26 protein-coding genes are annotated in these 24,827 nt (G+C 73.4%); 9 read left to right on the top strand and 17 right to left on the bottom strand.

Going from position 1 to position 24,827, the window contains the following annotated elements; translation table 11 throughout:
- The 4 genes from ABD332_RS36340 to ABD332_RS36355 all read right to left on the bottom strand — a co-directional run bounded on the left by ABD332_RS36340 (position 1) and on the right by ABD332_RS36355 (position 4,778).
- Positions 1 to 894 carry a DUF2716 domain-containing protein gene (locus ABD332_RS36340; RefSeq protein ID WP_344507361.1) on the bottom strand — a complete coding sequence of 298 codons (894 nt, stop codon included), beginning with the start codon at positions 892 to 894 and terminating at the stop codon, positions 1 to 3.
- Between the two features lie 70 nt (positions 895 to 964).
- On the bottom strand, positions 965 to 2,872 hold the full coding sequence (locus ABD332_RS36345; RefSeq protein ID WP_344507363.1) for a putative bifunctional diguanylate cyclase/phosphodiesterase: 1,908 nt from the start codon (positions 2,870 to 2,872) through the stop codon (positions 965 to 967).
- Positions 2,873 to 3,036: 164 nt separating this feature from the next.
- Positions 3,037 to 3,708, bottom strand: coding sequence for a response regulator (locus ABD332_RS36350; protein ID WP_344507365.1), 672 nt, complete (start codon positions 3,706 to 3,708; stop codon positions 3,037 to 3,039).
- Complete coding sequence (locus tag ABD332_RS36355) at positions 3,705 to 4,778, bottom strand: sensor histidine kinase (RefSeq protein WP_344507367.1); 1,074 nt, start codon at positions 4,776 to 4,778, stop codon at positions 3,705 to 3,707. The genes ABD332_RS36350 and ABD332_RS36355 overlap by 4 nt, the downstream gene beginning before the upstream one ends.
- A 128-nt stretch (positions 4,779 to 4,906) precedes the next feature.
- On the opposite strand from ABD332_RS36355, the gene ABD332_RS36360 reads away from it, so the two are divergent.
- Both ABD332_RS36360 and ABD332_RS36365 read left to right on the top strand, forming a co-directional pair.
- On the top strand, positions 4,907 to 6,004 hold the full coding sequence (locus tag ABD332_RS36360) for a hypothetical protein (RefSeq protein ID WP_344507369.1): 1,098 nt from the start codon (positions 4,907 to 4,909) through the stop codon (positions 6,002 to 6,004).
- A 90-nt stretch (positions 6,005 to 6,094) separates the two neighbouring features.
- Positions 6,095 to 7,015 carry an SRPBCC family protein gene (locus ABD332_RS36365; RefSeq protein ID WP_344507371.1) on the top strand — a complete coding sequence of 307 codons (921 nt, stop codon included), beginning with the start codon at positions 6,095 to 6,097 and terminating at the stop codon, positions 7,013 to 7,015.
- 82 nt (positions 7,016 to 7,097) lie between these two features.
- On the opposite strand, the gene ABD332_RS36370 is transcribed toward ABD332_RS36365, so the two are convergent.
- A complete protein-coding gene (locus ABD332_RS36370; RefSeq protein ID WP_344507373.1) occupies positions 7,098 to 8,564 on the bottom strand; it encodes a glutamate synthase subunit beta in 1,467 nt (488 codons plus the stop codon).
- A gap of 327 nt (positions 8,565 to 8,891) precedes the next feature.
- Between ABD332_RS36370 and ABD332_RS36375 the strand changes: the two genes are divergently transcribed.
- On the top strand, positions 8,892 to 9,908 hold the full coding sequence (locus tag ABD332_RS36375; protein WP_344507374.1) for a hypothetical protein: 1,017 nt from the start codon (positions 8,892 to 8,894) through the stop codon (positions 9,906 to 9,908).
- 55 nt (positions 9,909 to 9,963) lie between these two features.
- Here the strand turns inward: ABD332_RS36375 and ABD332_RS36380 are convergent, their stop codons facing one another.
- The 4 genes from ABD332_RS36380 to ABD332_RS36395 all read right to left on the bottom strand — a co-directional run bounded on the left by ABD332_RS36380 (position 9,964) and on the right by ABD332_RS36395 (position 13,551).
- Positions 9,964 to 11,979, bottom strand: coding sequence for a hypothetical protein (locus ABD332_RS36380; RefSeq protein WP_344507376.1), 2,016 nt, complete (start codon positions 11,977 to 11,979; stop codon positions 9,964 to 9,966).
- Between the two features lie 24 nt (positions 11,980 to 12,003).
- Positions 12,004 to 12,357, bottom strand: a complete 354-nt coding sequence (locus tag ABD332_RS36385) for a hypothetical protein (RefSeq protein WP_344507378.1) — start codon at positions 12,355 to 12,357, stop codon at positions 12,004 to 12,006.
- Entirely contained in the window at positions 12,354 to 12,719 is a 366-nt protein-coding gene (locus ABD332_RS36390; RefSeq protein ID WP_344507380.1) for a hypothetical protein, read from the bottom strand. The genes ABD332_RS36385 and ABD332_RS36390 overlap by 4 nt, the downstream gene beginning before the upstream one ends.
- Positions 12,720 to 12,882: 163 nt before the next feature.
- Positions 12,883 to 13,551, bottom strand: coding sequence for a TetR/AcrR family transcriptional regulator (locus ABD332_RS36395; protein WP_344507381.1), 669 nt, complete (start codon positions 13,549 to 13,551; stop codon positions 12,883 to 12,885).
- Positions 13,552 to 13,629: 78 nt separating this feature from the next.
- Here ABD332_RS36395 and ABD332_RS36400 point away from each other — a divergent pair, with 78 nt between their 5' ends.
- From ABD332_RS36400 to ABD332_RS36410, 3 genes are all read left to right on the top strand, one after another.
- Entirely contained in the window at positions 13,630 to 14,175 is a 546-nt protein-coding gene (locus ABD332_RS36400; protein ID WP_344507383.1) for an anthrone oxygenase family protein, read from the top strand.
- A 62-nt stretch (positions 14,176 to 14,237) separates the two neighbouring features.
- Positions 14,238 to 14,849 carry a YdeI/OmpD-associated family protein gene (locus ABD332_RS36405; RefSeq protein ID WP_344507385.1) on the top strand — a complete coding sequence of 204 codons (612 nt, stop codon included), beginning with the start codon at positions 14,238 to 14,240 and terminating at the stop codon, positions 14,847 to 14,849.
- 22 nt (positions 14,850 to 14,871) lie between these two features.
- On the top strand, positions 14,872 to 15,474 hold the full coding sequence (locus tag ABD332_RS36410; RefSeq protein WP_344507387.1) for an O-methyltransferase: 603 nt from the start codon (positions 14,872 to 14,874) through the stop codon (positions 15,472 to 15,474).
- A gap of 6 nt (positions 15,475 to 15,480) precedes the next feature.
- Here ABD332_RS36410 and ABD332_RS36415 read toward each other — a convergent pair whose 3' ends face one another.
- Positions 15,481 to 16,716 carry a multidrug effflux MFS transporter gene (locus ABD332_RS36415; RefSeq protein ID WP_344507389.1) on the bottom strand — a complete coding sequence of 412 codons (1,236 nt, stop codon included), beginning with the start codon at positions 16,714 to 16,716 and terminating at the stop codon, positions 15,481 to 15,483.
- 36 nt (positions 16,717 to 16,752) lie between these two features.
- On the opposite strand from ABD332_RS36415, the gene ABD332_RS36420 reads away from it, so the two are divergent.
- The gene (locus ABD332_RS36420; RefSeq protein WP_344507391.1) at positions 16,753 to 17,181 is read left to right on the top strand and encodes a MarR family winged helix-turn-helix transcriptional regulator; all 429 of its coding nucleotides are present in this window, start codon (positions 16,753 to 16,755) and stop codon (positions 17,179 to 17,181) included.
- A gap of 3 nt (positions 17,182 to 17,184) precedes the next feature.
- Here the strand turns inward: ABD332_RS36420 and ABD332_RS36425 are convergent, their stop codons facing one another.
- The 5 genes from ABD332_RS36425 to ABD332_RS36445 form a co-directional block, all read right to left on the bottom strand.
- Complete coding sequence (locus ABD332_RS36425; protein ID WP_344507393.1) at positions 17,185 to 18,315, bottom strand: alpha-lytic protease prodomain-containing protein; 1,131 nt, start codon at positions 18,313 to 18,315, stop codon at positions 17,185 to 17,187.
- A 118-nt stretch (positions 18,316 to 18,433) separates the two neighbouring features.
- Entirely contained in the window at positions 18,434 to 18,928 is a 495-nt protein-coding gene (locus ABD332_RS36430; protein WP_344507395.1) for a cation:proton antiporter regulatory subunit, read from the bottom strand.
- Between the two features lie 152 nt (positions 18,929 to 19,080).
- Positions 19,081 to 19,428 (bottom strand): hypothetical protein, encoded by a 348-nt coding sequence (locus ABD332_RS36435; protein ID WP_344507397.1) that lies wholly within the window; start codon positions 19,426 to 19,428, stop codon positions 19,081 to 19,083.
- 78 nt (positions 19,429 to 19,506) lie between these two features.
- A complete protein-coding gene (locus ABD332_RS36440) occupies positions 19,507 to 20,610 on the bottom strand; it encodes a cellulose binding domain-containing protein (protein WP_344507399.1) in 1,104 nt (367 codons plus the stop codon).
- Positions 20,611 to 20,691: 81 nt separating this feature from the next.
- The gene (locus ABD332_RS36445; RefSeq protein WP_344507401.1) at positions 20,692 to 20,958 is read right to left on the bottom strand and encodes a helix-turn-helix domain-containing protein; all 267 of its coding nucleotides are present in this window, start codon (positions 20,956 to 20,958) and stop codon (positions 20,692 to 20,694) included.
- A 69-nt stretch (positions 20,959 to 21,027) separates the two neighbouring features.
- Here ABD332_RS36445 and map point away from each other — a divergent pair, with 69 nt between their 5' ends.
- Entirely contained in the window at positions 21,028 to 21,843 is an 816-nt protein-coding gene (gene map / locus ABD332_RS36450) for a type I methionyl aminopeptidase (protein WP_344507403.1), read from the top strand.
- On the opposite strand, the gene ABD332_RS36455 is transcribed toward map, so the two are convergent.
- Positions 21,779 to 22,735: a phosphatase PAP2 family protein gene (locus tag ABD332_RS36455; protein WP_344507405.1), complete on the bottom strand. Its 957-nt coding sequence runs from the start codon at positions 22,733 to 22,735 to the stop codon at positions 21,779 to 21,781. The two genes, map and ABD332_RS36455, sit on opposite strands and share 65 nt — an antisense overlap.
- A gap of 219 nt (positions 22,736 to 22,954) precedes the next feature.
- Here ABD332_RS36455 and ABD332_RS36460 point away from each other — a divergent pair, with 219 nt between their 5' ends.
- Positions 22,955 to 23,911 carry a helix-turn-helix domain-containing protein gene (locus tag ABD332_RS36460; protein ID WP_344507407.1) on the top strand — a complete coding sequence of 319 codons (957 nt, stop codon included), beginning with the start codon at positions 22,955 to 22,957 and terminating at the stop codon, positions 23,909 to 23,911.
- 3 nt (positions 23,912 to 23,914) lie between these two features.
- On the opposite strand, the gene ABD332_RS36465 is transcribed toward ABD332_RS36460, so the two are convergent.
- The gene (locus ABD332_RS36465; protein ID WP_344507409.1) at positions 23,915 to 24,766 is read right to left on the bottom strand and encodes a ribokinase; all 852 of its coding nucleotides are present in this window, start codon (positions 24,764 to 24,766) and stop codon (positions 23,915 to 23,917) included.
- Between the last annotated feature and the right edge of the window lie 61 nt (positions 24,767 to 24,827).

Consider the following 24,827-nt stretch of genomic DNA (forward strand, 5'->3'; position numbering starts at 1 on the left):
CTACCGGCTGCTGCGTTTGACGGGAAGCCAGCTCTCCAGCATCGGCGCCAGGGTGGGCACCAGCCGGTCGCCGAAGACGCAGAGCGTCTGCTCCCAGGGGTGTCCGAACGTGCCGGTCCGCATGTCCTCGGTGAGGAAGATCGAGTAGTCACCGTTCGGGACGACCGGCGTCGACCAGTGCTGGTCCTGCTGGCAGGCGAACAGATGCGGCCAGAACCGGAACGTCTGATGCTGCCAGTCGAGCACCACCAGGCCCGTCCCGATCTCGAGCACCCGCGCGAACGCGACCAGCGCGAGGCTCCCGACGGCGCTCGCCGCCGCGGAGAACTCCGGGTGGCTGCCGGCGAAGATCGGCGCCAGGTCGAAGGTGACCGACGGCACGGGCTCGTTGATCGCGGGCCACGATCGCATGCCGGGCCGGAAGGCGAACCGCTGGTGGAACGGCTCCCAGTAGATGTCATCGGCATCCATGGGAATCGGTTCCCACGCCGGTCGGGCCGACGGTTCGGCCGCCGCCACGCGGTCGGCGGAGCCGTGGACGACGCCGGCCAGCCTCTCCTGGATGCCGCGCAGCACGGTGCTGGTGTCGCGGTCGGTGAAGCCGGTGTCCGCCTCCCAGTCACGGGCCCAGCCCAGCGTCTCGCTGGCGAACGCCAGTTCGGTCGCGAGCAGCAGGCGCCGGCAGTCGCGGCGCGTCATGGGGCGGGCCGCGTCGACGAGGCCGGCGAGGCGCTGGACGTCGGCTCGGAGCTGGCGCTGGTCGTCGTAGCCCAGCAGCCGGGCGGAGGTCTCCCTGTCGCCGTCCGTGCGCTCCCACTCCATGACGCCGAGGCGGAGCAGCGTCCGTTCGACCGGTGTGAGGCCGGCGAGATCGACCGGCGCGTCCAGGTCCATAAGGTGATCATGCGGCATGCGGTCGGGTCGCGGCCGCCGGCTTCCGGTGTGGTGGCAGGGGCGGGTGGCGTCAGCCGACCGGGACGGTGGCGGGGCGCTGGTCGCTGATCCACCGGCTGAGGTCGGCCGCGGGCATCGGGCGGGCGTAGTGGTAGCCCTGGGCGATGTCGCAGCCGAGCGCCTGCAGGGCGGCGACGTGGGCGATGCCCTCGACACCCTCGGCGACGACGGTCATGCCGAGGTTGTGGCCGAGCTCGATCGCGCCGCGGACGAGGACGGCGTCGTCGTGGTCGGCGTCCATGTGCAGGACGAACGTGCGGTCGACCTTCAGCTCGTCGACGGGCAGGCGCTTCAGGTACGCCATGGACGAGTAGCCGGTGCCGTAGTCGTCGATCGACAGCCGGACGCCGAGCTCGTGCAGCTCGGTGAGGGTGGCGGTGGCGGTCGCGGGGTTCGCCATGACGGCCGACTCGGTCACCTCCAGCCGCAGCAGCGACGCCGGCACGTCGAACTCGCGCAGCAGCGCGACGACGTGGCCGACCAGGCCCGCGTCGAGCAGGCAGCGCGGCGACACGTTGACCGCGACCGGCAGGGTCAGGCCGTCGTCCAGCCAGGTGCGGACCTGACCGAGCGCGGCGCGCAGCACGTACAGGGTGAGCCGGCTGATCAGTCCGGTGGTCTCGGCGACGGGGATGAACTCCGCCGGCGGGATCGCGCCGCGGGTCGGGTGCTGCCAGCGCACGAGGGCCTCGGCACCGGACACCTGCCCGTCGTTGAGCCGGATCTTCGGCTGGTAGTGCAGGGTGAGCTGGTCGGTGCTGTCCAGGGCGCGGCGCAGGTCGCCGAGCAGCAGCAGGCGGCTGCCGTCCTCGACCTGCATCGCCGGGTCGTAGACGGCGACACCGGTCTTGGTGTCCTTCGCGCTGTACATGGCGATGTCGGCGCAGCGCAGGGCGGCCTCGACCGTGGTGGCGTGCTCCGGGGCCGCCGCGACGCCGATGCTGGCCTCGATGTCGACGGTCACGTCGTCGAGCACGAAGCTGCGGTGCAGCTCGCTCTGCAGGCGGGTGGCCAGGCGGGCGGCGTCGTGCGCGGCGGCCTGCGGCAGCAGGATCGCGAACTCGTCCCCGGACAGCCGCGCGACCAGGTCGCCGGAGCGCACCGTGGCGCTCGTGCGGGCCGCGACCTGCCGCAGCAGCTCGTCGCCGTAGTGGTGGCCCAGGGTGTCGTTGACCTCCTTGAACCGGTCCAGGTCCAGCATCAGCACGGAGGTGCCGGCGCCGCGGTCCTGCGCGTCCCGCAGCGCGTCGGCGGCGCGGCGGGCGAACAGCGCCCGGTTCGGCAGGCCGGTCAGCGAGTCGTGCGAGGCCAGGTACTCGCTGGAGGCGGCGTGCCGCATCAGCCGGCGCTGGTACCCCACGCTGGCCACCAGCAGCACCGTCATCAGCACCAGCCCGACCGCGAACCCGGCGACCGTCGCGATGAACGCGAGCGTCTCGACCCGCTCCAGGTGCCGCAGCGCGCGGGCGGCCTGCGCGTCCCGCTCGACGGTCGCGGTCTGCACGATCCGGTTGATCCGCTCGAACAGCGACTGCGCCCGGCCGGTGTCGATCCGGGCCACGTCACCGTCGTCGACGGCGTCGAAGACGTCGGTGACCGCCTGCAGGTACTGCCCGTGCAGCGCGCCGAGCTCGGTCGCCAGGCGCCGGTCGGTGTCGGTGCCGAACCGTTCCACGTCGAGCAGCGCGTCCTGCAGCGACGCGCCCGCGGTGGTGTGCGACGTCCGCACGACCGATCCTGGCTCGACCCGGTACAGCCGCTCGCTGCGCTCCTCGGTGATGACGGCGTCGTGGATGCGGCCGTACGCGGCGGCGAGCGCGCACACCTTGCTGACGGCCGCCGCCGACCGGCGGGTCTGCGCCACCCCGGTGACGCTCAGCCCGGTCAGGCCCAGCATGATCACGGCGAGGCCGGTCACGGCGTACCACCGCCGTCGCTGCGAACGCTGCACTGCCGCCGCCCCTCGAATGCCTGGCCGTCGTCCGACACCACGACATCGGGGCGCACGGTCCGGGGCTGAGCGGGGCTCGCGGGCCGCTCCCCGGCTGCACCCCGGTTGCGACCGTCGGTCGTCCGCCGGTGTCAGCCGGCCGGGTCGGGTGGGCCGCCGGCCTCGCCCGCGGCCCACATGCGGGCGGCGATGCCGACCCGGTTCCGCACGCCGAGCTTGGCCTGGATGCTGGCGACGTGGGTCTTCACCGTCCCGGTGGAGATGCTGAGCGACTCGGCGATCTCCGCGTTGGTGCCGCCGGCCGCCACCGCCCTGGCGACGTCCCGCTCCCGGCCGGTCAGCCCTGAGACGCCTGAGACGCCTGAGACGCCGGCCGCCGCCGCGGGCAGCGGCTGGAGGCGGCGCAGCAGCCGGACGGTCAGCTGCGGGCTGATCAGCGTGTCGCCGGCCATCGCCGCCCGGACCGCCTCGATCAGCAGCGCCGGCCCGGACCGCTTCAGCAGGAACCCGCAGGCGCCGTCGCGGAGCGCGGTGGTGAGGTAGTCGTCGTGGTCGAACGTGGTGACGACGACGACCCGCGGGCCGGTGCCGGCCAGCCGCCGGGTCAGCTCCAGCCCGTCGAGCCCGGGCATGCGGATGTCGGCGAGGACGACGTCCGGCCGCAGGTGCCGGGCCAGGTCCAGCGCGGCGGTGCCGGTCGCGGCTTCCCCGACGACGGTCATGTCCGGCTGGCTGTCCAGCACCAGCCGGAAGCCGATCCGCACGTTCTCCTGGTCGTCGGCGATCAGGATGCGGGTGGTCACGGCTGCCCCAGCGGCAGCACCGCGGCGACCCGCCACCCGTCGCCGGACGGCCCGGCCTGCAGCGTCCCGCCGAGCAGGTGCGCCCGGTGCCGCAGGTCGGCCAGTCCGGTGCCGTTGCCCGGCGTGCGGGCGCCGCCGGGTGTGGCGTCGTTGGTGACCGTGACGGCCAGCGCGCCCTGCGTCCGGGCCACGACCACCCGCACCGCCGTCGCGGCCGGGGCGTGCCGGCGGACGTTCGTCAGCGCCTCCCGCACCAGCCGGTACGCGGTGGTCCCGACCTCCGCCGGCACGCCCTCGGGCACGGCGACGTCCGACTCCACGCGGGCCGGCCCGTCGAAGCGGCGCAGCAGGTCCGGCAGGTCCCCGAGACCGGGCGCGGCGCCCGGCGGGCCGGCGAGGTCACCGAGCATCGCCACGGTGCGGTCCATCGTGTCCAGCGCCCGCAGCCCGGCCGCCTCGACCCGGGCCAGCGCGTCCAGGGCCCGGGCCGGGTCGGTGCCGGCGACGAACCTTGCGGCCTGCGCGAGCGCGACGATCCCGCTCACGTCGTGGGCGACGAAGTCGTGCAGGTCGCGGGCGAGCGCGAGGCGCTGCGACCGGCGCTCCCGGGCCACGGAGTCGCGGCGGCGGGCCTCCGCGAGCCGCGGGTATCCACCGATCACCACGGCGACCGCCGGCCCGCCGGCCCACAGCGCACAGGCGCCGACGGCGTCCAGCAGCGAGTCCGACGGCAGGAACCGCAGCACGCACACGGCGACCGCGAGCCCGGCGACGCCGACCCCGGCGGCCGTGGCGCGCCGTGGCGCCCACCGGGTCGCGGCCACCACGAGCGCCAGCAGCGCCCCGCACTCACCGATCCCGGCCCAGCCGGCGGCGTCGCCGTAGTCCGGCGGCGCGACCGTCATGCGCACGGTCGCGGCCAGCGACACCGCCCCGGCGGCGACGGCGAGGCGCGCGGGCCACACCCGCCGGTCAGGCCGGCCGGTCGCGGCGACGACGGCCGCGACCACGACGGCGCCGCCCGCGGCCGCCGCGGGCACGACCGCGAGGGCCCCGATCGCAACGCTCACCCGATCAGCGTAGAGACCCGCCGGCGGCGCCGCGGTCCGCCGAACGGCAGAGCCGGCCCCGCCCCGGCCCCGGGAATCCGTCCTTCGGTAGATGCCCCGCCGCCGCCCGCCCGCCGAGGGTTGGACGCATGACACCACGCATCAACTGGCCCGCCCTGGCCGCCGGCTGGGCGCTCGCGTACGGGCTGCTCGCGCTGCACTGGACCGCCGGTGGCGCCGGCTTCCCGTTCGGCGCCGCCGACCCCGACCCCGGCATCGCGAAGGGCCTGTCCATCCTCGGCGGGGTCCACCGGTCCACGGCGGCGCCGGTCATCGCGGCGGCCGCGCTCGGCGCCGCCCTCGTCGCCGGCCTGCTCGCCGCCGGCGCCCGGCTCGCGGTGCCCGCCCGCGCCGGTGCCGCGCTGGAGGCCGCCGCCTGGACCGTGGCCTTGGCTCTGGGCGTCGTCGTGCCGGACTACCGGCCGCTGGTCGCGCTCGGCCACGTCCCGGTCCTGCTCGCCGGCAAGCCGTTCGGCTGGCCCGACGGGGTGTCGGTCGCCTCGCAGCTGCCGTGGCCGGTGCTGCACCAGGGCATCCTGATGGCCGGCGGTGTCCTGTTCGCCCTCGCCGCGCTCGCCCACCGCCGTGCCCGCCGCGGCGCCTGTACGACCTGCGGCCGGGCCGGCCTTCAGGCCCCGGGCCGGGATCCGGCGCGCTGGGGCAGGGCCGCGGTGTGGGTCGCCGCCGGTGTCCCGGTCGTGTACGCCGCGACCCGGTTCGCCTGGGCCCTCGGCATCCCCCTCGGCTTCAGCTCCGCCCAGCTGCGCGACATGGCCGAGGAGATGCCGGGCATCTGGTGGGGCGGCGCGGCGCTGGGCGGTATGGGCCTCATCGGCTCGGTGCTGACCTTCGGCCTCATCCGCCCGTGGGGCGAACGGTTCCCGCGCTGGATTCCGCTGCTGCGCGGCCGCCGCGTGCCGATCAGCCTCGCCGTCGTCCCCGCGGTCGTCGTCGCGATGGCGGTCACGTCGGCGGGTCTGATGTTCGCCCGCGTGCTGTACCTGGACCCCGACCCGGACAAGCTGGCGATGATGGGCCCCGCCCTGCTGTGGCCGGTATGGGGCGCAGCCCTGGCCGTCGCCGCGGCCGCGTACCGCACCCGCCGCCGCGGCGACTGCCGGACGTGCTCGCCACGGGCCTCACACAGGCCTCACACGGCGGCGGACGGGCTGCGCGCGGGCGATTGACAAAACATCTTTTTACGTAAAGACTCGCTTTCGCATGAGTGACCTCGCCCAACTCGGCGGCTCCAGTAGGCAGTACCGAAGGAGATCCCAATGACAGAGCTGACAGAGCACAGTGATCTGCGGCTGAGCGCGGTCATGCCGGCTGCGCTGAAGGTGGTCCACGCCGCGCTGACCGACGCGGCCGCGCTGCGGGTGTGGCTGGCCGAGCAGGCCGAGGTGACGCTGCCCGACCGGTTCCAGTTCTGGGGCCGCCACACGCCCGACGGTGCCGAGCCGCGGCAGCGGGTGCTGTCCGCCGACGAGCGCGGCCTGCGGCTGGCCTGGACCGTCGGCGGTGTCGAGACCACGGTCGAGATCACCCTGACCGAGCACGAGGCCGGCGCCGACGGCACGGAGAGCACGCTGCTCACCCTGACGCAGACGGACCTGCCGACCTTCGCGGAGGTCCTGTCGGACATGGCGGGGCCGCGCGGTGAGCTGCAGACGTTCTGGACGCTCGCCCTGGAGAACCTGCACGACCACCTGGCGGGGCGCGAGCTGACCCCGAAGTGCGACTACACCTCACCGCAGCTGCAGGGCTCGGTGGTCATCGACGCCCCGCCGCAGGCGGTGTTCGACGCGCTCACCCAGTCGGACCGCTACACCAGGTGGTCCGGTGTCCGCGTCGACATCGAGCCGAGGGTGGACGGCCGGTTCGCGATGGGCGGCTTCGACCTGGACCCGTCGGGCGGCGTCAGGTTCGTCGAGTTCGAGCCGGGGCGCCGGGCGTCGCTGCGGTTCCCCGACGGGCTCACCTCCACCTGGGAGCTGGAGGGCTCGGGCGGCCGGACTCGGCTCACGTTCGTGCAGAGCGGGTTCGACGTGGAGAACCCGCCCTACCCGGGCTGGTCCGGCTGGCTCAGTGGCCTCGCCGCGGTGCGGCGCTACCTCGAGGTGCCCGGCTTCCGCCGGATCTGGCGCCAGTACGAGGCACCGGGCATCCCCGCCGGGATGTTCGCCATCGACGACTGACGGCGCCGGCCAGACCCGGTGCGCAAAGGGGGAGGGCGGAGCGGTGATGCCGCTCCGCCCTGCACGGTGTCGCCGGGTGAGCTCAGTGCGCGGCGAGCGGCATCGAGGACGGGGTGATCGGCGACGGCAGGGCGCCGCCGGTGCCGAGGTACTCGTGGACCGCCGCCGCCGCGGAGCGGCCCTCGGCGATCGCCCACACGATCAGCGACGGCCCGCGGCGGGCGTCACCGGCGACGAAGATGCCCGGCGCGTCGGTCTGCCACGCGGCGTCGGTGTCGATCGTGCCGCGCCGGTTGCGGGTCAGCTCGACCTGCTCGAGGTGGGCGCCGTCCTGCGTGCCGCCGAAGCCGATCGCCAGCAGGGCCAGGTCCGCGGGGATCTCGCGGACGGTGCCCTCGACCTCGGTGAGGGTGAAGCCCGGACCGAGCAGGACGTCGACCAGCTCGACCGCCTGGAGCTTGCCGTCCTCGGTGCCGATGAAGCGGCGGATCGCGCAGCCGAAGTTGCGCTCGCCGCCCTCCTCGTGGGCCGAGCCGCTGCGCAGCATGATCGGCCAGGTCGGCCACGGGTTGCGGGCCGAGTCGCGCTGCGGCGGGGGCAGCGGGGCGACCTCGACGAGCTGGACGCTGGCCGCGCCCTGGCGGTGCGCGGTGCCGAGGCAGTCCGCCGCGGTGTCACCGCCACCGACGACGATGACGTGACGCCCTTCGGCGCTGATCGGCGGGGCGTCCAGCGAGCCGGCGACGACCCGGTTGGCGCCCTCCAGGTACTCCATCGCCTGGTGGATGCCGCTCAGCTCGCGGCCGGGGGTGTCCGGCACGTCACGGGCGTCGAGCGCGCCGCAGGCCAGGACGACGGCGTCGTGCTGCTTGCGTAGGTCCGCGAGCGACACGTCCTCGCCGACGTGGCAGCTGGTGACGAACGTCACGCCCTCCGCCTCGAGCTGGGCGACGCGCTGGTCGATGTGGTGCTTCTCGAACTTGAAGTCCGGGATGCCGTAGCGCAGCAGGCCGCCGATGGCGTCGCTGCGCTCGTACACCGTGGTCGCGTGACCGGCGCGGGCCAGCTGCTGCGCCGCGGCGAGACCGGCCGGGCCGGACCCGACCACGGCCACGCTGCGCCCCGACGGCGCCGCCACCGGGAACGGCTTGAGCGGCCCGCCGTCGGTGGCGCGGTTGATGATCTCGACCTCGACCTGCTTGATCGTGACCGGGTCGTCACCGATACCGAGGACGCAGGCGGCCTCGCACGGCGCCGGGCACAGCCGCCCGGTGAACTCGGGGAAGTTGTTGGTCGCGTGCAGTACGTCGGCCGCGCGCTCCCAGTCACCGGTGCGGACCAGGTCGTTCCAGTCCGGGATCAGGTTGCCCAGGGGGCAGCCGTTGTGGCAGTACGGGACACCGCAGTTCATGCACCGGGCGGCCTGCTCGTGGATGAGCTGCGAGTCCGCGCGCTGGTAGACGTCGCGCCAGTCCGCGACCCGCTCGGTCACAGGACGCAGCAGCGGCAGCTGACGCCGGTACTTCATGAAGCCCATCGGATCGGGCATGCCTGACCTCCACCGTTGCCTGTGGGTGCATCGGAATACGGTGGGACAGCGTTGGCCCGGCCTGTCGGTGCACCTTAGCGGTGCAGCCCAGGTTTCTCACAGTGGGTACCGGAGCCAAATTTCCCACACCATGCCCGCACACCTCCCACCTGGTGGAAGCGACGGCGCACGACCTGGCGTTCTGGCAGGCGCTCATGGCGCCCCGGTGCCGATCACGCCGTCCCAGATAGTGGCTGTGCCGTCGTCGCCGCGGGACGGCTGTCCAGGGTCCGGCCCGTCGTGCATACTGTGCCGCCAGATGATCAAGCCCGGGCGGATGAGAGCACAATGAACGACCACGACGACGACCCGTTCCACGGGCTTGACGACTGGGCCAAGGACGTCGAACGGCGGGCGAAGCGGGCCCACCGCTGGGGCCGCGTGGCGCGCCTGTTCCGTTGGTCCTTCGGTTGGTCCGAGGTCACCAAGACGACCCTCTGGATCGCCGGCGCCGTCGCCGCGGCGGTGCTCCTGGCCGCCGCCTTCCCGTATGTGAGAGCGGCGTTCACGTCCGATCCGGGCGGCGGCGACACCGGTCCGGCCGCCTACCCGACCCAACCGGTGCCCAGCGGCATCTCCGTGACCACCTCGGCGAGCGCCGCCCCGACCGGCCCGTTCGACGGCACCGCGGCCGCGACGTACCCCAAGGGCGACGCCGGGATCACCTTGCCGCCGGCCATCGCCGTCACCGGATTCACCCAGGCCGAGGTGGGCGCGGACCTGCAACTGGTGCACCAGGCGCTGGTGGCCGGCCGCCTGGACCAGAAGATGCTCGTCGGCCACGACAACTCCGCGTTCCTCGTGCTGCTGGCACCGAACGCCCGCACCGGGACCACGAAGTGGCTCACCGGCGCCACCCGCATCAACGCGGTGACCTGGATCGACCCGTCCACGAAACTCGACCCCGACGAGCAGCCCCGGGTCAGCGGCCGCGTCACCTTCGACTCCGCCAAGGTCGACGGCGTCCAGACCCTGCGCGTCACCACGAACTTCGTCTGGGTCTACGCGTTCGACGTGCGCCAGCCAACCCCGATCGCCGCCGTGCACGACAGCATCCGCTGGGAGTTCCCGAAGCCCGACCAGGTCCGCAAGAACGACCGCGGCATGTGGATCGCCGACACCGACTCCTACGTCGCGTGGATGGACTGCGCCAGCGCCGACAAGGGCCTGCTCGCCCTGGGCAAACCGGCAGCCGCCACCCCGCACCCGAGCGAATCCGAACCCGCCGACGCCATCCTGCGCCCCGACCACACCCTCGACATCGGCGACGACTGCGCCAAACCCCCCACAACCCCCAAGCCGTAGCGGCCGCGTCACCGGTGGGGTGCGGCGGCCCGGAGCGGCACTACCGGGGCAGAGATCACCGAACTCGAGGACGCCGCCCGGCCGTGTCCCGCCTGAGTCTGCCGAGGGCTTCGCTGATGCGTTCCTGGAACAGTTCGTCGGCCCAGACGACGTCGTCGGCGGAGCTGGCCACGCCGGAGCGGTCGTCGCCGTCGAGGAGCGCTTCCAGGACGGGAATCGTCTCGACCGCGTGCAGTTCCACGATGAGCGGGAGCGCCGAGCGCCCGCCGTAGTCGAGGAGCCCGCGGCTGAGCGGCTCGGCCAGCTCCGCCGTCGGCACGCCGAGCCGGGCGAGCGCCCGGACGGCCGACAGCCTGCTCCAGCGGTCACCAAGGCGGTCGCGCAGCAGCGGTTCCAAGCGGGCGACCGAGCCGGGCGAGTCGAGCGCGAGGTCGGCGATCAGGTCCGCGGCATGACGCGCCGGGGTGTCCCCGGAGGCCAGCACCGCCTCCACGGTTGGCAGCACCTCCGTCGGACCGGCCACCGCCGCCACCACCCTGGCCGCCAGGACTTGTTGGTCCCGCTGTGGGTGGACCGGCGCGGCGACACCGGTCAGGAACGGGGCCGCGACGGTCATCAAGGAGGCCAAGGCATCGCCGAGGTCACGGAGGTCCGGCATCGACGGCCCCGCACCGCTGGTGAGCGCGACCCGGAGAGCGTCGACAACGACGTCGGTTTCCCCGGTCAGCCGCCGGACCGCCAGCGCCGCGTCCAGGTCACCTGCTTCCGTCGCTCGAGTCCGCCAGTACGGGACGGCGGCGTGCTCGTCTTGGCCCAACAGCAGCAGCGCCTGGGCGACCTGCGGACCGGCGTGCGGCAAGGCGGCGGCCAGCGCCGGCACGAGCACGGCGGCGCCGGCGCCCCAGTGCCCGACCATCCCGGCCAGCACCTCGGCGTCCGCCGGACGGGCGACCAGCCGGCCGTGCACCGTGGCCAGGACCTCCGGCGTGCAGCGGACCGCGCCGGGCGCGAACCGGAACCGGTGCCCTCGGGCGGCCGCCGCACAGACCGGCACCACCCAGCGCGGGTCACCGAGCCGGTGCAACGTCTCGACCGCCCGGTATTCGACGGTGAATCCCGGCGCCCCGGCCGTGTCGGGGAAGCGGGCGGCGACGTCGGCCACCACATCGGCGAACCGCCCGGCCGCGGCGCCCGCCCGGCGCAGCACGTGCATCACCTGATCGCGGACGTCAGGATCCGGATCGTCGAGCATCGCCGCGACCATCGGCACGAGCAGCGCGGGCGCCGACCGCCGGGCGTCGCTCCGCGCGCTCAACGCCCACAGCCCGGACTCGCGGGTCCGCGGGTTGCCGGACCGGAGCATGTGCTGGACCACCTCGTGAGTCGCGAGGTCTTCGAACCATTCCGCTCCGCGGGTCCACGGCCAGGCGACGGTCGCACCCGCGTCGATCGCGGCCACCACGGTGGGGACCGTGCCCGCCGGCCAACCCAGGCCAACCCGGAGCAACGCCACCGCGGCCGCCGCGCTGACCGCCGGCCCGCCGCGCAGGGCAGCCTCGCCGAGCGCCGCTTCGGCGGCGCCGGGATCCACCTCGCCCAACGCGAGTGCCAGGGCCGCCCGCGCCTTCGGGTCGTCCTCGACCGCCCACCGTTGCCACAACGCTCCGGCGGCGACGCCGGCCCTGGTGGCGGCATACGCGGCGGCCTCGCGGACCGCGGGCTCGGCGTCGTCGAGCAGGCCCGTCAGCGGCTCCAACTGGTCGATGACCGCCGCCCGTACCTGCGGGAAGGCGGCACCGGAGGCGTGCTGGGGGTCGGCGAGCATGCCGAGCATCCAGACGAAGTCAGCCCGACGGACCGCGGCCACCGCTGCCAGCTCCGCGAGAAACGGCACCGCGGCCGCCGTAGCGGGGTACACCGTGCCCTGGTGGAAGATGCTGCCGTGCAGCTCGGAGATGGCCTCCTCGTTGTCCTCGGATGCCGCCTGCCGGAGAAGGTCCGGCACGTCGCCCGCGCTGCCGTACGCGTGTGACAGCTCGCCCCAGGCAACTGCGTCAAGGCCACCAAGCACGCCGCGCACCCTACCCCGCGGCGGTTACCGGGTGAGTTGGACGACGTACTCGGTGTCGTGGTGGTTTCCGACGAGCTCCGTGAACTCGCCGGCGACGAACGTCCAGCCGCCGGCGTCGATGATGGCCCGCAGCTTGTCGATGGGGATGCGGACGGCGTCGTCTGGGACGTTCCACGCGTCGATCGATTCGCGGGCGCGGGCCTCGAGGTCCTCGATCGTGGCGATGTCGTCCGGGTCGGGTTCGTCGCCGCTGTACGGTGTCCAATCGCCCTCGGTGACGCGTCGCATCAGTTCCGTGGTCGCCGCCTCGGGGTTGTCGATGCTCTCGTCCCAGTCGTGCTCGTAGTAGCTGAACATGAGCAGCGCGGACTCGGTCATGTCGCCGGCTGCCGGGTGAGCTTGACGACGTACTCGGTGTCGTTGTGGTGCCCTTCGAACTCGGAGAACTCGCCCGCGACGAACGTCCAGCCCCCGCCGTCGATGACGGCCCGCAACTTCTCGATCGGGACGCGCACGACGTCGTCGGGCACGTCCCACTCGTCGACCGCCTCGCGGGCGCGGCCCTCAAGCTCCTCGATCGTCGCGATGTTCTCCGGGTCGGGTTCGTCGCCGCTGTACGGCATCCACGCACCTTCGGTGACGCGCCGCATCAGCTCCGCATCCATCGCCTCAGCACCCTCAAGACTCTCGTCCCAGTCGTGCTCGAAGTAGCTGAACATGAGCATCACGGTCTCGGCCACGGTGATGATCGTAGGCGTCACCGGACGATGCCCGCGTGTGGAGCGGCCGGACTGGAGGGATGCCGCTTGGACGAGCAAGGCCTGGCAGGTTGGAGGGCGTCGATCGAGGCGGCCGTCACGCGGGCGCTGCGCGACATCGTGTCGACGTGTTCGGGCCTGTGGGTCAGTCCGCGGGCTGCGTGTGCCGAACCGGCTGGTGTGGCAGCAGCGCGTCGGTGAGCGTGGAGGTCAGCCAGTCGGCGTAGTCGTCGATGGGCCAGCCGCAGGTGGTTGTCAGTCGTTCGAAGACCTCGATCGACGTCAGCGCGAAGATGATGTCGGCCGCGCGGTCCGCGTCGACGCCGGGTCGCAGAGCGCCGGCCGCGGCGAGCATGCCGGCTGGGCCGCGAGTCCCGGTGCGGCGCTGGGCCTCCGACTCCTGCAGGAGTGAACCCAGGCCGCCGGCCGCCGCGCGCAGCACCGCGTGCACCGGGGCGATGCGTTCGGCGGTGGTGGCCACCATGCTGGCGTAGAGCCGCAGTTTGCGCGCTGGGTCGGGCTCGGCGATGATCGCCGCCACGGCCGGCCGCTCGCTCATCGCGACCGGCGCGGCGTCGCCGGCCAGGGTCGTGTCGTAGACCAGCTTTGCCAGGCCTGCCTTTCCTCCGGGGCAGGCGGCGTAGAGCGTCTGGACCGCAACCCCGGCTGCGGCAGCCACGTCGCCCATGGTGGTGTCGGCGTAACCGCGGGCGAGCATGAGTTCCCGGGCGGCGTCGGCAATTCGCTGGCGCGTGCCGTCGGACTGCTCGCGACGGAGTTCGCTCTCGTACCGGCGTTTGGGCTTGTCGGTCATCGGACACCATGTTGCCAGAATTTTCAGTGGAAGACATTCTATTCAATATAAGTCGATCCAATCGAGTGGAGTTCGGTCATGCGTACCTGGTCGTTCGAGGTCGTGCGTGCCCTGGCAACGGCGCTCGTCGCGCTGTATGCCGGCGGCGTCTTGTTCGTGGTCATCGCGCCGAGCGTGACCCGCCTGCCCGCCGACGCCTACACGCGCTGGTGGCAAGCCATGAACACCGATATGAGCCGGACCATGCCACCGATGTTGCTGACCTGTCTGGGCCTGCTGGCCCTCACCGCAGTGCTGAGCTACGGCCGTTCGAAGCCCGCCTTCGTCGCGGCGGTCGTGGCGATCCTGCTCATCGTGGTCACCATCGGGCTGACCGTGAGCCGGCTGGAGCCACTCAACGCCATCGGCGACACGTGGAACCCGGACGCTCCGCCAGCCGACTGGACCGAGGTCCGCAGCCGCTGGCAGCGACTGCACCTGGTGCGTACCTTCCTCGCCCTGCTGACCCTGGTAACCCTCCTGGCTGCCCACGTCGTGGAGCGGGCGGCGACGCCGTCCAGCGCCACACCGAGCCCGAACCCGAGCCGGTCAGCCGAGCTGACGGCAGCTCAACCGACGGTGTAGTCCGTCCAGCCCAGCGGACTCGGCGGCGCCGCCCAGCATGATCGTTCCACTAGCCTGTGGTGGTGGCAGGAACCGAACTGGACGAGTTGATCGTGGCTGACGGCGCGGCGCTGCGCGCGTGGCTGCTGGACCACCACACCGCCTCCCCTGGCGTGTGGCTTGCGCTGACCAGGAAGGACGGCTCCGTCACCACGCTGACCTGGCAGCACGCGGTCGACGAGGCACTGTGCTTCGGCTGGATCGACGGGCAGGCCCGCAAGCGCGACGAGGGGAGTTCCTGGAGGCGGTTCACCCCGCGCCGGCCCCGCAGCGTCTGGTCCCAGCGCAATGTCGCCAACGTGGCCCGGCTGGAGGCGGCCGGCCTGATGCTGCCCGCCGGCCGGGCCGCGGTGGACGCCGCGAAGGCCGACGGGCGGTGGACAGCCGCCTATGCGCCGTCGTCGGAAGCGGAGGTGCCGGCCGACCTGCGCGCCGCGATCGCCGCCGACCCAGCGGCGCAGGCGATGTTCGACGTGCTCACCAAGACCAACCGCTTCTCCCTCATCAGCCGGGTCAATACCGTCAAGCGGGCCGAGACGCGCACCCGGAAGATCGCCGAGTTCGTAGCGATGCTCGCCCGGCACGAGACGATCCATCCGCAGCGAGCCAGGCCGGCGGACCCGCCGGCATCGTGACGGGATACGGCATCATTCGGCTGTGGCGATCGGCGGAACCGCGCGGCACGAGACTCAGCTTGATCTGCCGGACCGTGTCGCCGCCGCGGTGGCGGCGGCCCGCGGCGCTGGTTTCACCGCGTCGTGCCTGCCTGAGCACGGTCGCTTGCTGCGGCTGCTGGCCGCCGGGATCGGCGCCGGACGCATCGCCGAGACCGGCACTGGGTACGGCGTCGGCCTGGCGTGGATGGTCAGCGGGGCGCATCCTGACGCTCAACTGTTCAGCATCGAACGAGAACCGCATCGAGCCCAGCGAGCGCAACAGCTGTTCGCGGATGACTCGCGGGTGAAGGTCCGCTGCGGTGATTGGCGCGAGCTGGTTGACGAGGCGCCGTTCGACATGCTGGTCCTCGACGGCGGCGGCCAGGGCAAGGCGGACGAGCCACCGCTCGAACCAGCCGACTGGCTCCGCCGAGGGGCCGTGGTGGTGATCGACGACTTCACTCCCATGACCAGTTGGCCGCCCCGACACGCAGGAGAGCTCGACGAAGCACGCATGTTCTGGCTGGAGCATCCGCGGCTACGGACAACGGAGATACGCGTGACGCCGACCGCGGCGTCGCTCGTCGCCACGTACATCGGCTGAACAAGGTCACGGCGAGGACGGGGGAGCGGACCGGGCAGATACCGGCTGTCGGGCAAGCGTCAGCACGCCGAGCGCGGCGGCGGCACAGACGAGCATCGTCGCCGCCATCGGAACGGCGGAAGCCTGGCCGGCCAGGCTCATGGCGGACGCCGCGACGCCCGCGACCAGGAACTGCAGCAGCCCCTGCAGCGAGGAGGCGGCACCGGCCGAGGCGCCGTGCCCGGCGAGGGCGAGCGAGGTGGCGTTGGCCAGCACGACGCCCAGCATCGACACGACGACGAACAGGGAGACCAGCAGCACCGGCAGCGGCAGGCGGGCCACGGCGGCCACGGCGACGCTGGCGGCGCCCGTGACGGCGACGCCGAGGGCGCCGCGCAGCAGCGTGTGCTCGTGCGCGACCCGGCCGACGAGCAGCCCGTTGAGCTGGCCGAAGAGCACGATGCCCAGGCCGTTGCCGCCGAAGACGAGGCTGTACTGCTGGGCGCTCAGCCCGTACACCTCCTGCAGAACGAACGACGAGCCGGAGATGTAGGCGAACACCGCCGCGAACATCAGCGCCGCGGCCAGGACGTGCCGCAGGTAGTGCCGGTCGGTGCCGAGGGTCCGGAACGCGCGCAGCGTGTCCCGGAAGCCGGACCGGCGGCGTTGCGCGGGCAGCGACTCGGGCAGCGCGAGGACGACCGCGACGGACAGGACGGTGCCGAAGCCGGCCAGCACCAGGAACACCGCCCGCCAGGTGGCGACCGTCAGCAGCTGCCCGCCGACGACGGGCGCCAGGATCGGGGCGGCGCCGTTGACGAGCATGAGCGTGGAGAAGAAACGGGTCATGGCGGTGCCCTCGAAGAGGTCCCGGACGATCGCGCGGGACAGCACGACGCCGGTCGCGGCGCCGAGGGACTGCACGGCCCGGCCGGCGATCAGCCAGCCGACGTCCGGGGCGAACGCGCACCACAGGGAGCCGGCGACGTACAGGGCCAGGCCCAGCAGGAGCGGCCGGCGGCGTCCCCAGGCATCCGACAGCGGGCCGGCGATCACCTGGCCGGCGGCGAGCCCGACCACGAAGACGGTCAGCGTCAGCTGCACCAGCGGCGCGCTGGTGTGCAGGTCGTGCGCCATGCCGGGCATCGCCGGCAGGTACATGTCGATGGTGAGCGGGCCGAACGCGGCGAGCGAGCCGAGCACCACCGCCAGCCGGGCCCGCCGCCCGCGGCGCAGGTCCTCGCCGGCAAGGGTTATCAGCACATAACTATGATGTCATAATCCACTAGGATGTGAACCGTGGGCAACGACACCGATCTCGCCGACCTGGCGCAGCTGATCCTCAATGTCGGCCGGCTGGTGCGCGCCCGTACACCGGAAGGCCCCGACGTCGTGCCCATGACCGAGACTGAGCGGCACGTGATGCGGGTCGTGGACCTCTTCCCGGGCGCCTCGCCCAGCCAGATCGCCGACCGCGCCGGGCTCCAGCGCACCAACGTCAGCACCGCCCTGCGCGGCCTCGAGGAGAAGGGCATGGTCGCCCGCCGCGCCACCGCCGGCCGCGGCGTCGCCGTCCACCCGACCGAACGCGCCGCCGCCAACCTGCGGACGCTGCGTGCCGTCTGGGCCCGCGAGCTCGCCGAGGCCCTCGGTGAGGACCTCGGCGACGTCCGCCGGTGCACCGCGCTGCTCGACCGCCTGGAGCGGCACTTCACCACGGCGCGCTGAGCGTCAGCCGACGGAGACCCGCCAGCCCATCGGCGTCACGGCGGCGGCCGGGTGGAAGTACGTCGTGGTGCCGCCCGGCGACATGGCCACGATCATCCCGCCGATCTTCAGCCCGGCCGCGTCATAGGTGAAGACGTTGCCGCCGCTGTCGCCCAGCCGGGTCATGACGCCGCCGCCGCTGACCAGCCGGTCGAGGCTGCACGTGGTGATGCCGTCGGTCATCAGCACGCAGAGGTTCAGCGCGTCGACCGTGCCCGAGCACACCTCGCCGCCGAACGCGCCGTTGGTGCAGAACGTCTGGCCGACCACGGAGGCCTTCGTCCCGCGGATGGTGTCACCGTAGTCGCTGGTCGAGGGGCCCTTGTAGGTCCACGGCGTGAAGGTCCCGAGGACGTACTCGACGTCCTTGCCGTTGTCCGTCAGCGTCCGGCTTGTCACCGTGCCGATCGAGACACCGTTGTTGGAGACGACCGCGGCGTTGGCGAAGCAGTGGCCCGACGTGACCATCCTGCGGGTGGCCGGCGTGCCGGGCACCTCGACGAAGAACCCGGCGGTGCAGGCCGTGCCGCCCGAGGTGATCCGGATCCCGGCGGCCCAGGGCTTCCAGTCGGCGGTCCGGCTCGCCCTGGTCGCCCGCGCGGCCTGGTGCAGGGCGACCCGGTCGCCGAACTCCGCCCGCGCGGCGGCCACCAGCCGTGGCGACAGCTCCGTCACGCCGACCGCGACGCGGTTGTGGGTGACGTCGACGTACCACTCCGACAGTGACGCGCCGCCGGGCCGCCACCGGCCGACGCGTTGGCGCACCGCGTCCAGCTCGGCCAGGCTGTGGCTGACCGGGACGAGGTCGACCCGCCATCCCCGCCCGCCCAGGCCGGCGGCGCTAGGGCCCACCTTGGAACGCGCCGCGGCGAGCCGGCCCGGCGCGTACCGGATGGTCAGGACGTTGCCGGCCTCGTCGACGCTCACCCCGCCGAAGGTCGCCTGGTCGGCGCCCGCGAGGGAGACGAGCTCGTCGGCGCGGGCCTGGTCGACGACGAGCGGTGACGGCGCCGCGCCGGCGGGCACGGCGGATGCCGCCGCACCCACGATGCCGACGAGCGCCGTCACGATGTACCGCCTGCACAGCGAACGCATGAGACCGCCTCCGGAAACATCGACGAGCATGGTTGCTCGGTGCACTCGATGGCACCACCCGGGTGCGTCCGGCGGTAGGGCACTCAGCGATCCTGTTGGCGATACAGCAAGCGGTACATCAGGCCGCTGTCACCGAGTCGATCACCTCGAACGCGGCGTCCGGCCGGCCGATGACGACGACGATGTCGCCGGCCCGGCACCGCAGGTCCGGCCCGGGGGACGGCACGACGTGCTCGTCACGGACCACCGCGATCACGGTCGCGCCGGCGACGCCGGTGCCGGTCAAGGGCCTGCCGACCCGCGGCGAGTCCGCCCCGATGAGGACCTGCAGCACCGCGACGCCGTCGGTGTGCCGGTCGAGGCGGGCGCAGTGCGTCATCGGGCCGGTCGTGCCGACCAGTTCGGCCACGGTACGGGCCTCCGCTGCGGTGAGCAGGACCCCGGTGAGGCGGGTGTCCGGGTCGGCCGGGTCGTACACGACGAGCTCCCGCCGGTCGTCGTCGTGCCGGATGACGCCGACGTGGTGCCCGTCCCGGGCGGCGAGCACGTGCAGCGTGCCGATGCCGGGCAGGGGAGCGCTGGTGGTGCGCGGGACGCTCCGCCGGGTGGCCATGCGCGGCGCCGGCGGCGGTGGGGATCCGGGTCGGGGGCGCCGGCGTGCCGGCGTGATCGGTGGTGTGGGGTTCATGACGGACGACCTCCTGAGGGTCAACGCGACGAGACCGTCGACCCCGGCAGGGTCGCGGCTGCGGACAACGTGGACGCTCAGGAGATGGGTGGGCCCCGGCAGGTCGGCACCGCCGCCGGCCGTCCGGCGTGGACGATGGCGGCGGCCGGGCCGCGGCACGCCGGCCCCAGGACGGGGTCGGCGTCGGCGACTGGTGGGAGCACGGCGAGCCAGTGCGGCGCGCCGGACCGTAGGTCCCGCGACTCGGGCAGCTTCCTGCCGTGCGGTGTCTCGGCACCGGCCGCGGCGATGGCGACCGTGCCGCGGGCGAACTGGAACGTGTCGCCGGGCAGCGCGTCGTGGGCCCGGGAGAGTCCGAGCAGCAGGACGCACGCGCTCAGCGCCAGGCCGACCGCGGTCGTGCGCAGGACGGAAGCGATTCGCATCCCGCACCTCCCGCCCGTCGGAGCCGTCTACTTTACCAGGCGAAACGGGCGGGAGGTGCGGGAGTCGCAAGTGGACAGTCAGGCGGTGCAGGGCACCCCGTTGACGAAGACGGTCGGCGGCGGGGTGGGCGGTGCGGTCCGGGTGCCGTACATGCCCACGGTCACCGAACCACCAGGCGGGATGACCCGGTTCCAGCTCGCATGGGTGAGGGTGACCGCGGCGCCGGTCTGGCTGGAGGTGGCGTTCCAGGCCTGGGTGACGCGCTGGTCGCCGGGGAACGTGAAGGTGATGACCCAGTCGGAGATGGGCGTCGTCCCCGTGTTGGTGACGGTCACGTCGGCGACGAACCCACTGGCCCAGACGGATGTGTACGTGAACGTGGCGCGGCACGACAGCGCTGGCGGCGAGCTTGCGGACGGGCTGCCCGGCCCGCCGGTCCCGCCGGTGACGACGACCGTGTTGGAGGCGATCGACACGTTGCCGGCCGCGTCGCGGGCCCGGACGTAGAACTGGTCATGGGGCGACACCACCGCGGCCGTGTACGTGGTGCCGGGGACCGTGGCCAGCAGCGTGGAGATGAACACGCCGTCGAAGCGGTAGACGTTGTAGCCGGTGACGGCCACGTTGTCCGTGGAGGGCGACCAGGTCAGCGTGGTGCTGGGCCCGCTGGTCGGGTCGGCCCGCAGGCCGGTCGGCGCGGCGGGCGGCACGGTGTCCGGGCCGGTGTCGGTGACCGGCGTGACGACGACGACCGTGTTCGAGCCGCCGGAGCGGTGGCCGAGGCCGTCGTGGGCCGAGACCTGGAAGGTGTACTGCTGGCCCGGCCGGATGTCGGTGGTGACGGTGGCCGTGGTGACGTCGCCGACGGCGATGACCCGGCCGTAGTCGTTGAACGCCGGCATGGACGTGATGTCGTAGCCGGTGACCGCGCAGCAGCCGCGGCTCGAGGCGGTCCAGCTCAGCGTCACCGACGTGGACGTGACGGCGGTCGCCCGCAGGTTCGTGGGCGGGGTCGGCGGGAACGGCGAGGTGTTGGGCGTCCCCGAGGTTGAGGGCACGGGCGGGGCGGGGGTGACCGCCACGCTGCCGTTGGCGTCGTTGACGGCCACCAGCAGGGCGCCGGCGAGCATGGCGGTGCCGGCGACGGACGCCAGCCGAAGCAGCGATCGAGTTCCGGGCATGGCCCGAGACTGGCTCATCGCATCGACAGCGGTCAACGAATTGGGTCGGCTGCCACTGTACGGCCAGCGGCGACGTGAAAGTTACGACGCCTGGCGGACGGGGGTGTCGGGGAGCCAGGCGTCGGCCAGGTCGCTGAGGGGGACGCCCAGGGCCTGGCTCAGGCAGACCACGGTGCCGAACGCCGGCGCCGGGAGGCGGCCCGTCTCGATCTTGCGCAGCGTCTCGGGGGAGATGCCGGCCGCCAGGGCCACCTCGACGAGGCTGCGGCCCGCCCGCGCGGCCCGCAGTGCCGCTCCGAGGCGCTGGCCCGCGGCGATCTGTTCGACGGAGAGTGGTTGGCGAACCATGCGAGCAGGATACCGCCTCGGACCGTGTGTGGTATAAAAATACCGCACACGGAAGTGGGGAGAGGCGTCGTGATCGAGCTCAAGTCCGCCGACGAGATCGGCCGGATGGCGGTGGCCGGGCAGTTCGTCGGTGAGCTGCTGGCCGAGTTGAGCGGCGTCGCCGCGGTCGGCGTGAACCTGATGGACGTCGAGCACCACGCCCGCCGCCGGATCAAGGAGCGCGGCGCCGAGTCCTGCTACTGGGACTACGCCCCGTCGTTCGGTAGCGGCCCGTTCCGCAACGTGCTGTGCCTGTCGGTCAACGACGCCGTCCTGCACGGCCTGCCGCACGACTACGTGCTGCGCGACGGCGACCTGCTCAGCATCGACATGGCCGTCGGCATCGGCGGCTGGGTCGCCGACTCCGCGCTGTCCTTCGTCGTCGGCACCCCCGACCCCGCCGACCTGAAGCTCATCGAGGCCACCGAGGTCGCGCTGGAGGCGGGCATCAACGCCGCCCAGCCCGGCGGCCGGCTCGGCGACATCTCCGCCGCGATCGCCGAGGTCGCCCACTCCTACGGGTACAGCGTCAACGGCGAGTTCGGCGGCCACGGCATCGGCCGCACCATGCACGAGGCCCCGCACGTCGCCAACGTCGGCCGCGCCCGCCGCGGCATCAAGCTCGAGCCCGGCCTCACCATCGCGATCGAGCCCTGGTTCTGCCGCTCCACCGACAAGATCAAGTACGACAAGGACGGCTGGACCATCCGCTCCGCCGACGGCTCCCGCACCGCCCACTCCGAGCACACCGTCGCCGTCACGCCCTCCGGCCCCCAGGTCCTCACCCGCCGCCCCACCCCCGGCGCCCCGGCAGACTCCGCGCCGACGGGCGCCACCGCCGCCTGACCCGGGGCGAGGCGCCCGCAGACGGACCCGATCCGGCGACGACCGGTGCGCCACCGTCCGGCGTGACCGGGCGAACGCCACCGCCCGGCGCGGCTGGGGGAGCACCGCCGTCCGGCGCGGCCGGGCGGCCACCGCGGGACGCCGCCAGGCGGCGCCAGAGCAGCGCGGCGGCGACGGCGGCGAGCAGCAGGACGACGCTGCCGGCGATGTCGAGGACGTAGTGGTTGCCGGTGGTGAGGACGGTGGCGGCCATGAGCAGCGGGAAGAGCCACGGCAACAGGGCCACGCGCGGGCGGGCCGGGCGCAGCGCGGTCCAGGCGGCGTACGCGCACCACAGCGACCAGCCGACGTGCAGGCTCGGCATGGCCGAGTAGTGGTTCTGCCCGTTCGTGGTGTCGGTGGAGGCGTCACCGAAGAGGTCGTACAGGGCGACGACGTCCACGACGCCGGGCAGGGCGAAGCGCGGCGGGGACAACGGCACCGCCCAGTAGACCGGCAGGATGAGCAGCAGCATCGCGACCATCGTGCGGCGCACGTGCCGGTACACGGCGGCGTGGCGGAGGTACACCCACAGCAGGACGCCCGCGATCGCCACGTAGTACAGGCGGTAGAAGTACACGGCGACATGGCTCAGGAGCAGATGGCCGGCGAGCCAGTGGTTGGCGCCGCGCTCGACGTCGAGGTGCAGGCCGCGTTCGATCGACTGCAGCGCCACGGCGTTCGAGGTCGCGGCGGCGGCGTCGGTGCCGGCGGCCGCGTGCAGGTGCGTGAACACCACGAGCAGGACCAGCAGGCCGACCACCTCGGGGAGGGCGCCGGGCCGCCGCGGCCCGTCGGCGCCGTGGAAGCGGTGCTCGGTCCCGGTGGCGCGCCGGCTAACCCACCTTAGCACAGCCGAAAAAATCTTTTGTCGGTAATGCACCGACCGTAACGCACCCATTGTCAGTGCGTCAAGCCGGTCACCGAACGGCCGGCGAGGGTGCGTCGCCGGGTCCCCCGTTGAACCCGGCGAAGCGCCGTACGCAGTGCACTACGCCGCGGCGGCGGCCCGCAATCCGTTCGAACCTCGTCGAACGGTGCCAGGCGTGGCGCGAGTCGGTAGAGTTCGACGGTGATCTCGGTGTCGGTCGGTGGTCCGGGCCTCGCATACGTGCGGCTGACGCCGTCGCCGGTCGCGGAGACCCTGGAGTGGCTGCGCCTGGCCGCGTGCGGCGAGCGGCACCGGGAGTACGGCGACCCGGGCGCAGCGGCCCGCTTCGCGCTGCGGGACCGCGACGTCGCCCTGGTCGGCGCGGTACTGCGCACCTACCGCCACTACGTCCCGGACCTGCTGATGCCGAGCCCGCCGGAGCAGGACTGGGACGCCGCCTGGCGGCAGCAGCTCGAGCAGGTGCGTGCGACGCCGGCCGCCGACGCCGTCCGGATGCTGCCCGGCAACCTGCCGCGGGAGGTGCGCGACGCGGTGCAGCAGGGCACGTTCGCCGGGCGAGCGGCCCGGGCGCTGCGCCACTTCTACGACACCGTCCTCGCGGAGCAGATCTCCACCGTCCGCGCCGCCATCGACGCCGAGGTCGCGATGCGCGCGCGGCTCATGGCCCGGCACGGCATCGGGCACGCCGTCAACACGCTCCACCCGAAGATCCACTGGTCGGGCGCGGCGATCGACCTGCGGGTGGCGTTCCGCGAGACGTGGGACCTGTCGGCCACCGGCCTGCCGCTGGTGCCGTCGCTGCTCGGCCGGCCGGGACTGAACATCCAGCTGGGTGACCCCGCCAACTCGTTCGTGCAGTACGCGCTGCGGGCGACCCCCGCCCCGCCGGCCCAGGTGCAGGGCCCGGTCCAGCTCTTCGGCGCGCACCGGGCCGCGATCCTGCGCGACCTGGACGTGCCGCGCTCCACGACCGAGCTCAGCCGGCGGCACCGGCTCAGCAAGTCGACGGTGTCCTACCACCTCGCCGCGCTGCTCGGCGCCGGCCTGCTCGTCCGCGCCCGCGAGGGCAAGGCCGTGCACTACAGCCGCAGCCGCGACGGCGACCAGATGATGGCGCTCCCGGTCACCCGGAACTAGCCGTCACGCTCGCAGGCTCGCGGCCAGCGCGGTGACCTCGGCGGCGGTGGGCAGGCTGGCGCGGGCACCGACGGCCCGGGTCGCGAGGGCGCCGGCGGCGCAGGCGAGCCGGACGGCGTCGTCGAGGTCGCGGCCCGCGTCGAGGGCCCAGGCGAGCGCGCCGCAGAACGCGTCCCCGGCGCCGGTGGTGTCGACCGCCCGCACCGGATGGGCAGGGAACTCGGTGACGCTGTCCGGCCGGTGTACCCGGCAGCCGGCCGACCCGAGCGTGACGACCACCGTGCCGACACCCCGGGCCAGCAGGGTCTCGGGCGGACCGAGCAGCGCCAGCTCGTGCTCGTTGGGCACCAGGACGTCGACCTGCGCGAGCAGCGACGACGGCAGCGGCCCCGTCGGTGCGGGGTTGAGCACGAACGTCCAGCCCGCCGCGGCCGCCCGCCGGCCCGCCTCGGCGACGGTCTCCAGGGGCACCTCGAGGCTGGCCAGGACGACGCCGGCGCCGGTGAGCTCGCCGACGTCGTCGGGTGCCAGGTTCGCGTTGGCGCCGGGGACGACGGTGATCGCGTTCTCGCCCCTGGCGTCGAGCATGACGATGGCGAGTCCGGTCGGCGCCGGGTCCTGCCGCACCCGCGTCACGTCCACACCGTCGAGGCTGCCGTAGTCGAACCCGGCGCCGACCCGGGCGACGAGCGCGCACGCCCCGCCGAGCCGGCTCACCGCGACGGCCTGGTTGCCGCCCTTGCCGCCCGCCACGGTCGTCGACCCGGTGGCGATGATCGTCTCGCCGGGCGGCGCGATCCGCGGCGTGTGGACGACGAGGTCGACGTTGACCGCGCCGACGACCAGCACGCTCATCGGACCCCGCCGTCCCCGCGCGCGACGTTCATGACGCGAGGTGTGTCTGCGATGTCCACCC

Origin of the sequence: Dactylosporangium maewongense (assembly GCF_039531485.1) — a bacterium.
Lineage (GTDB): Bacteria > Actinomycetota > Actinomycetes > Mycobacteriales > Micromonosporaceae > Dactylosporangium > Dactylosporangium maewongense.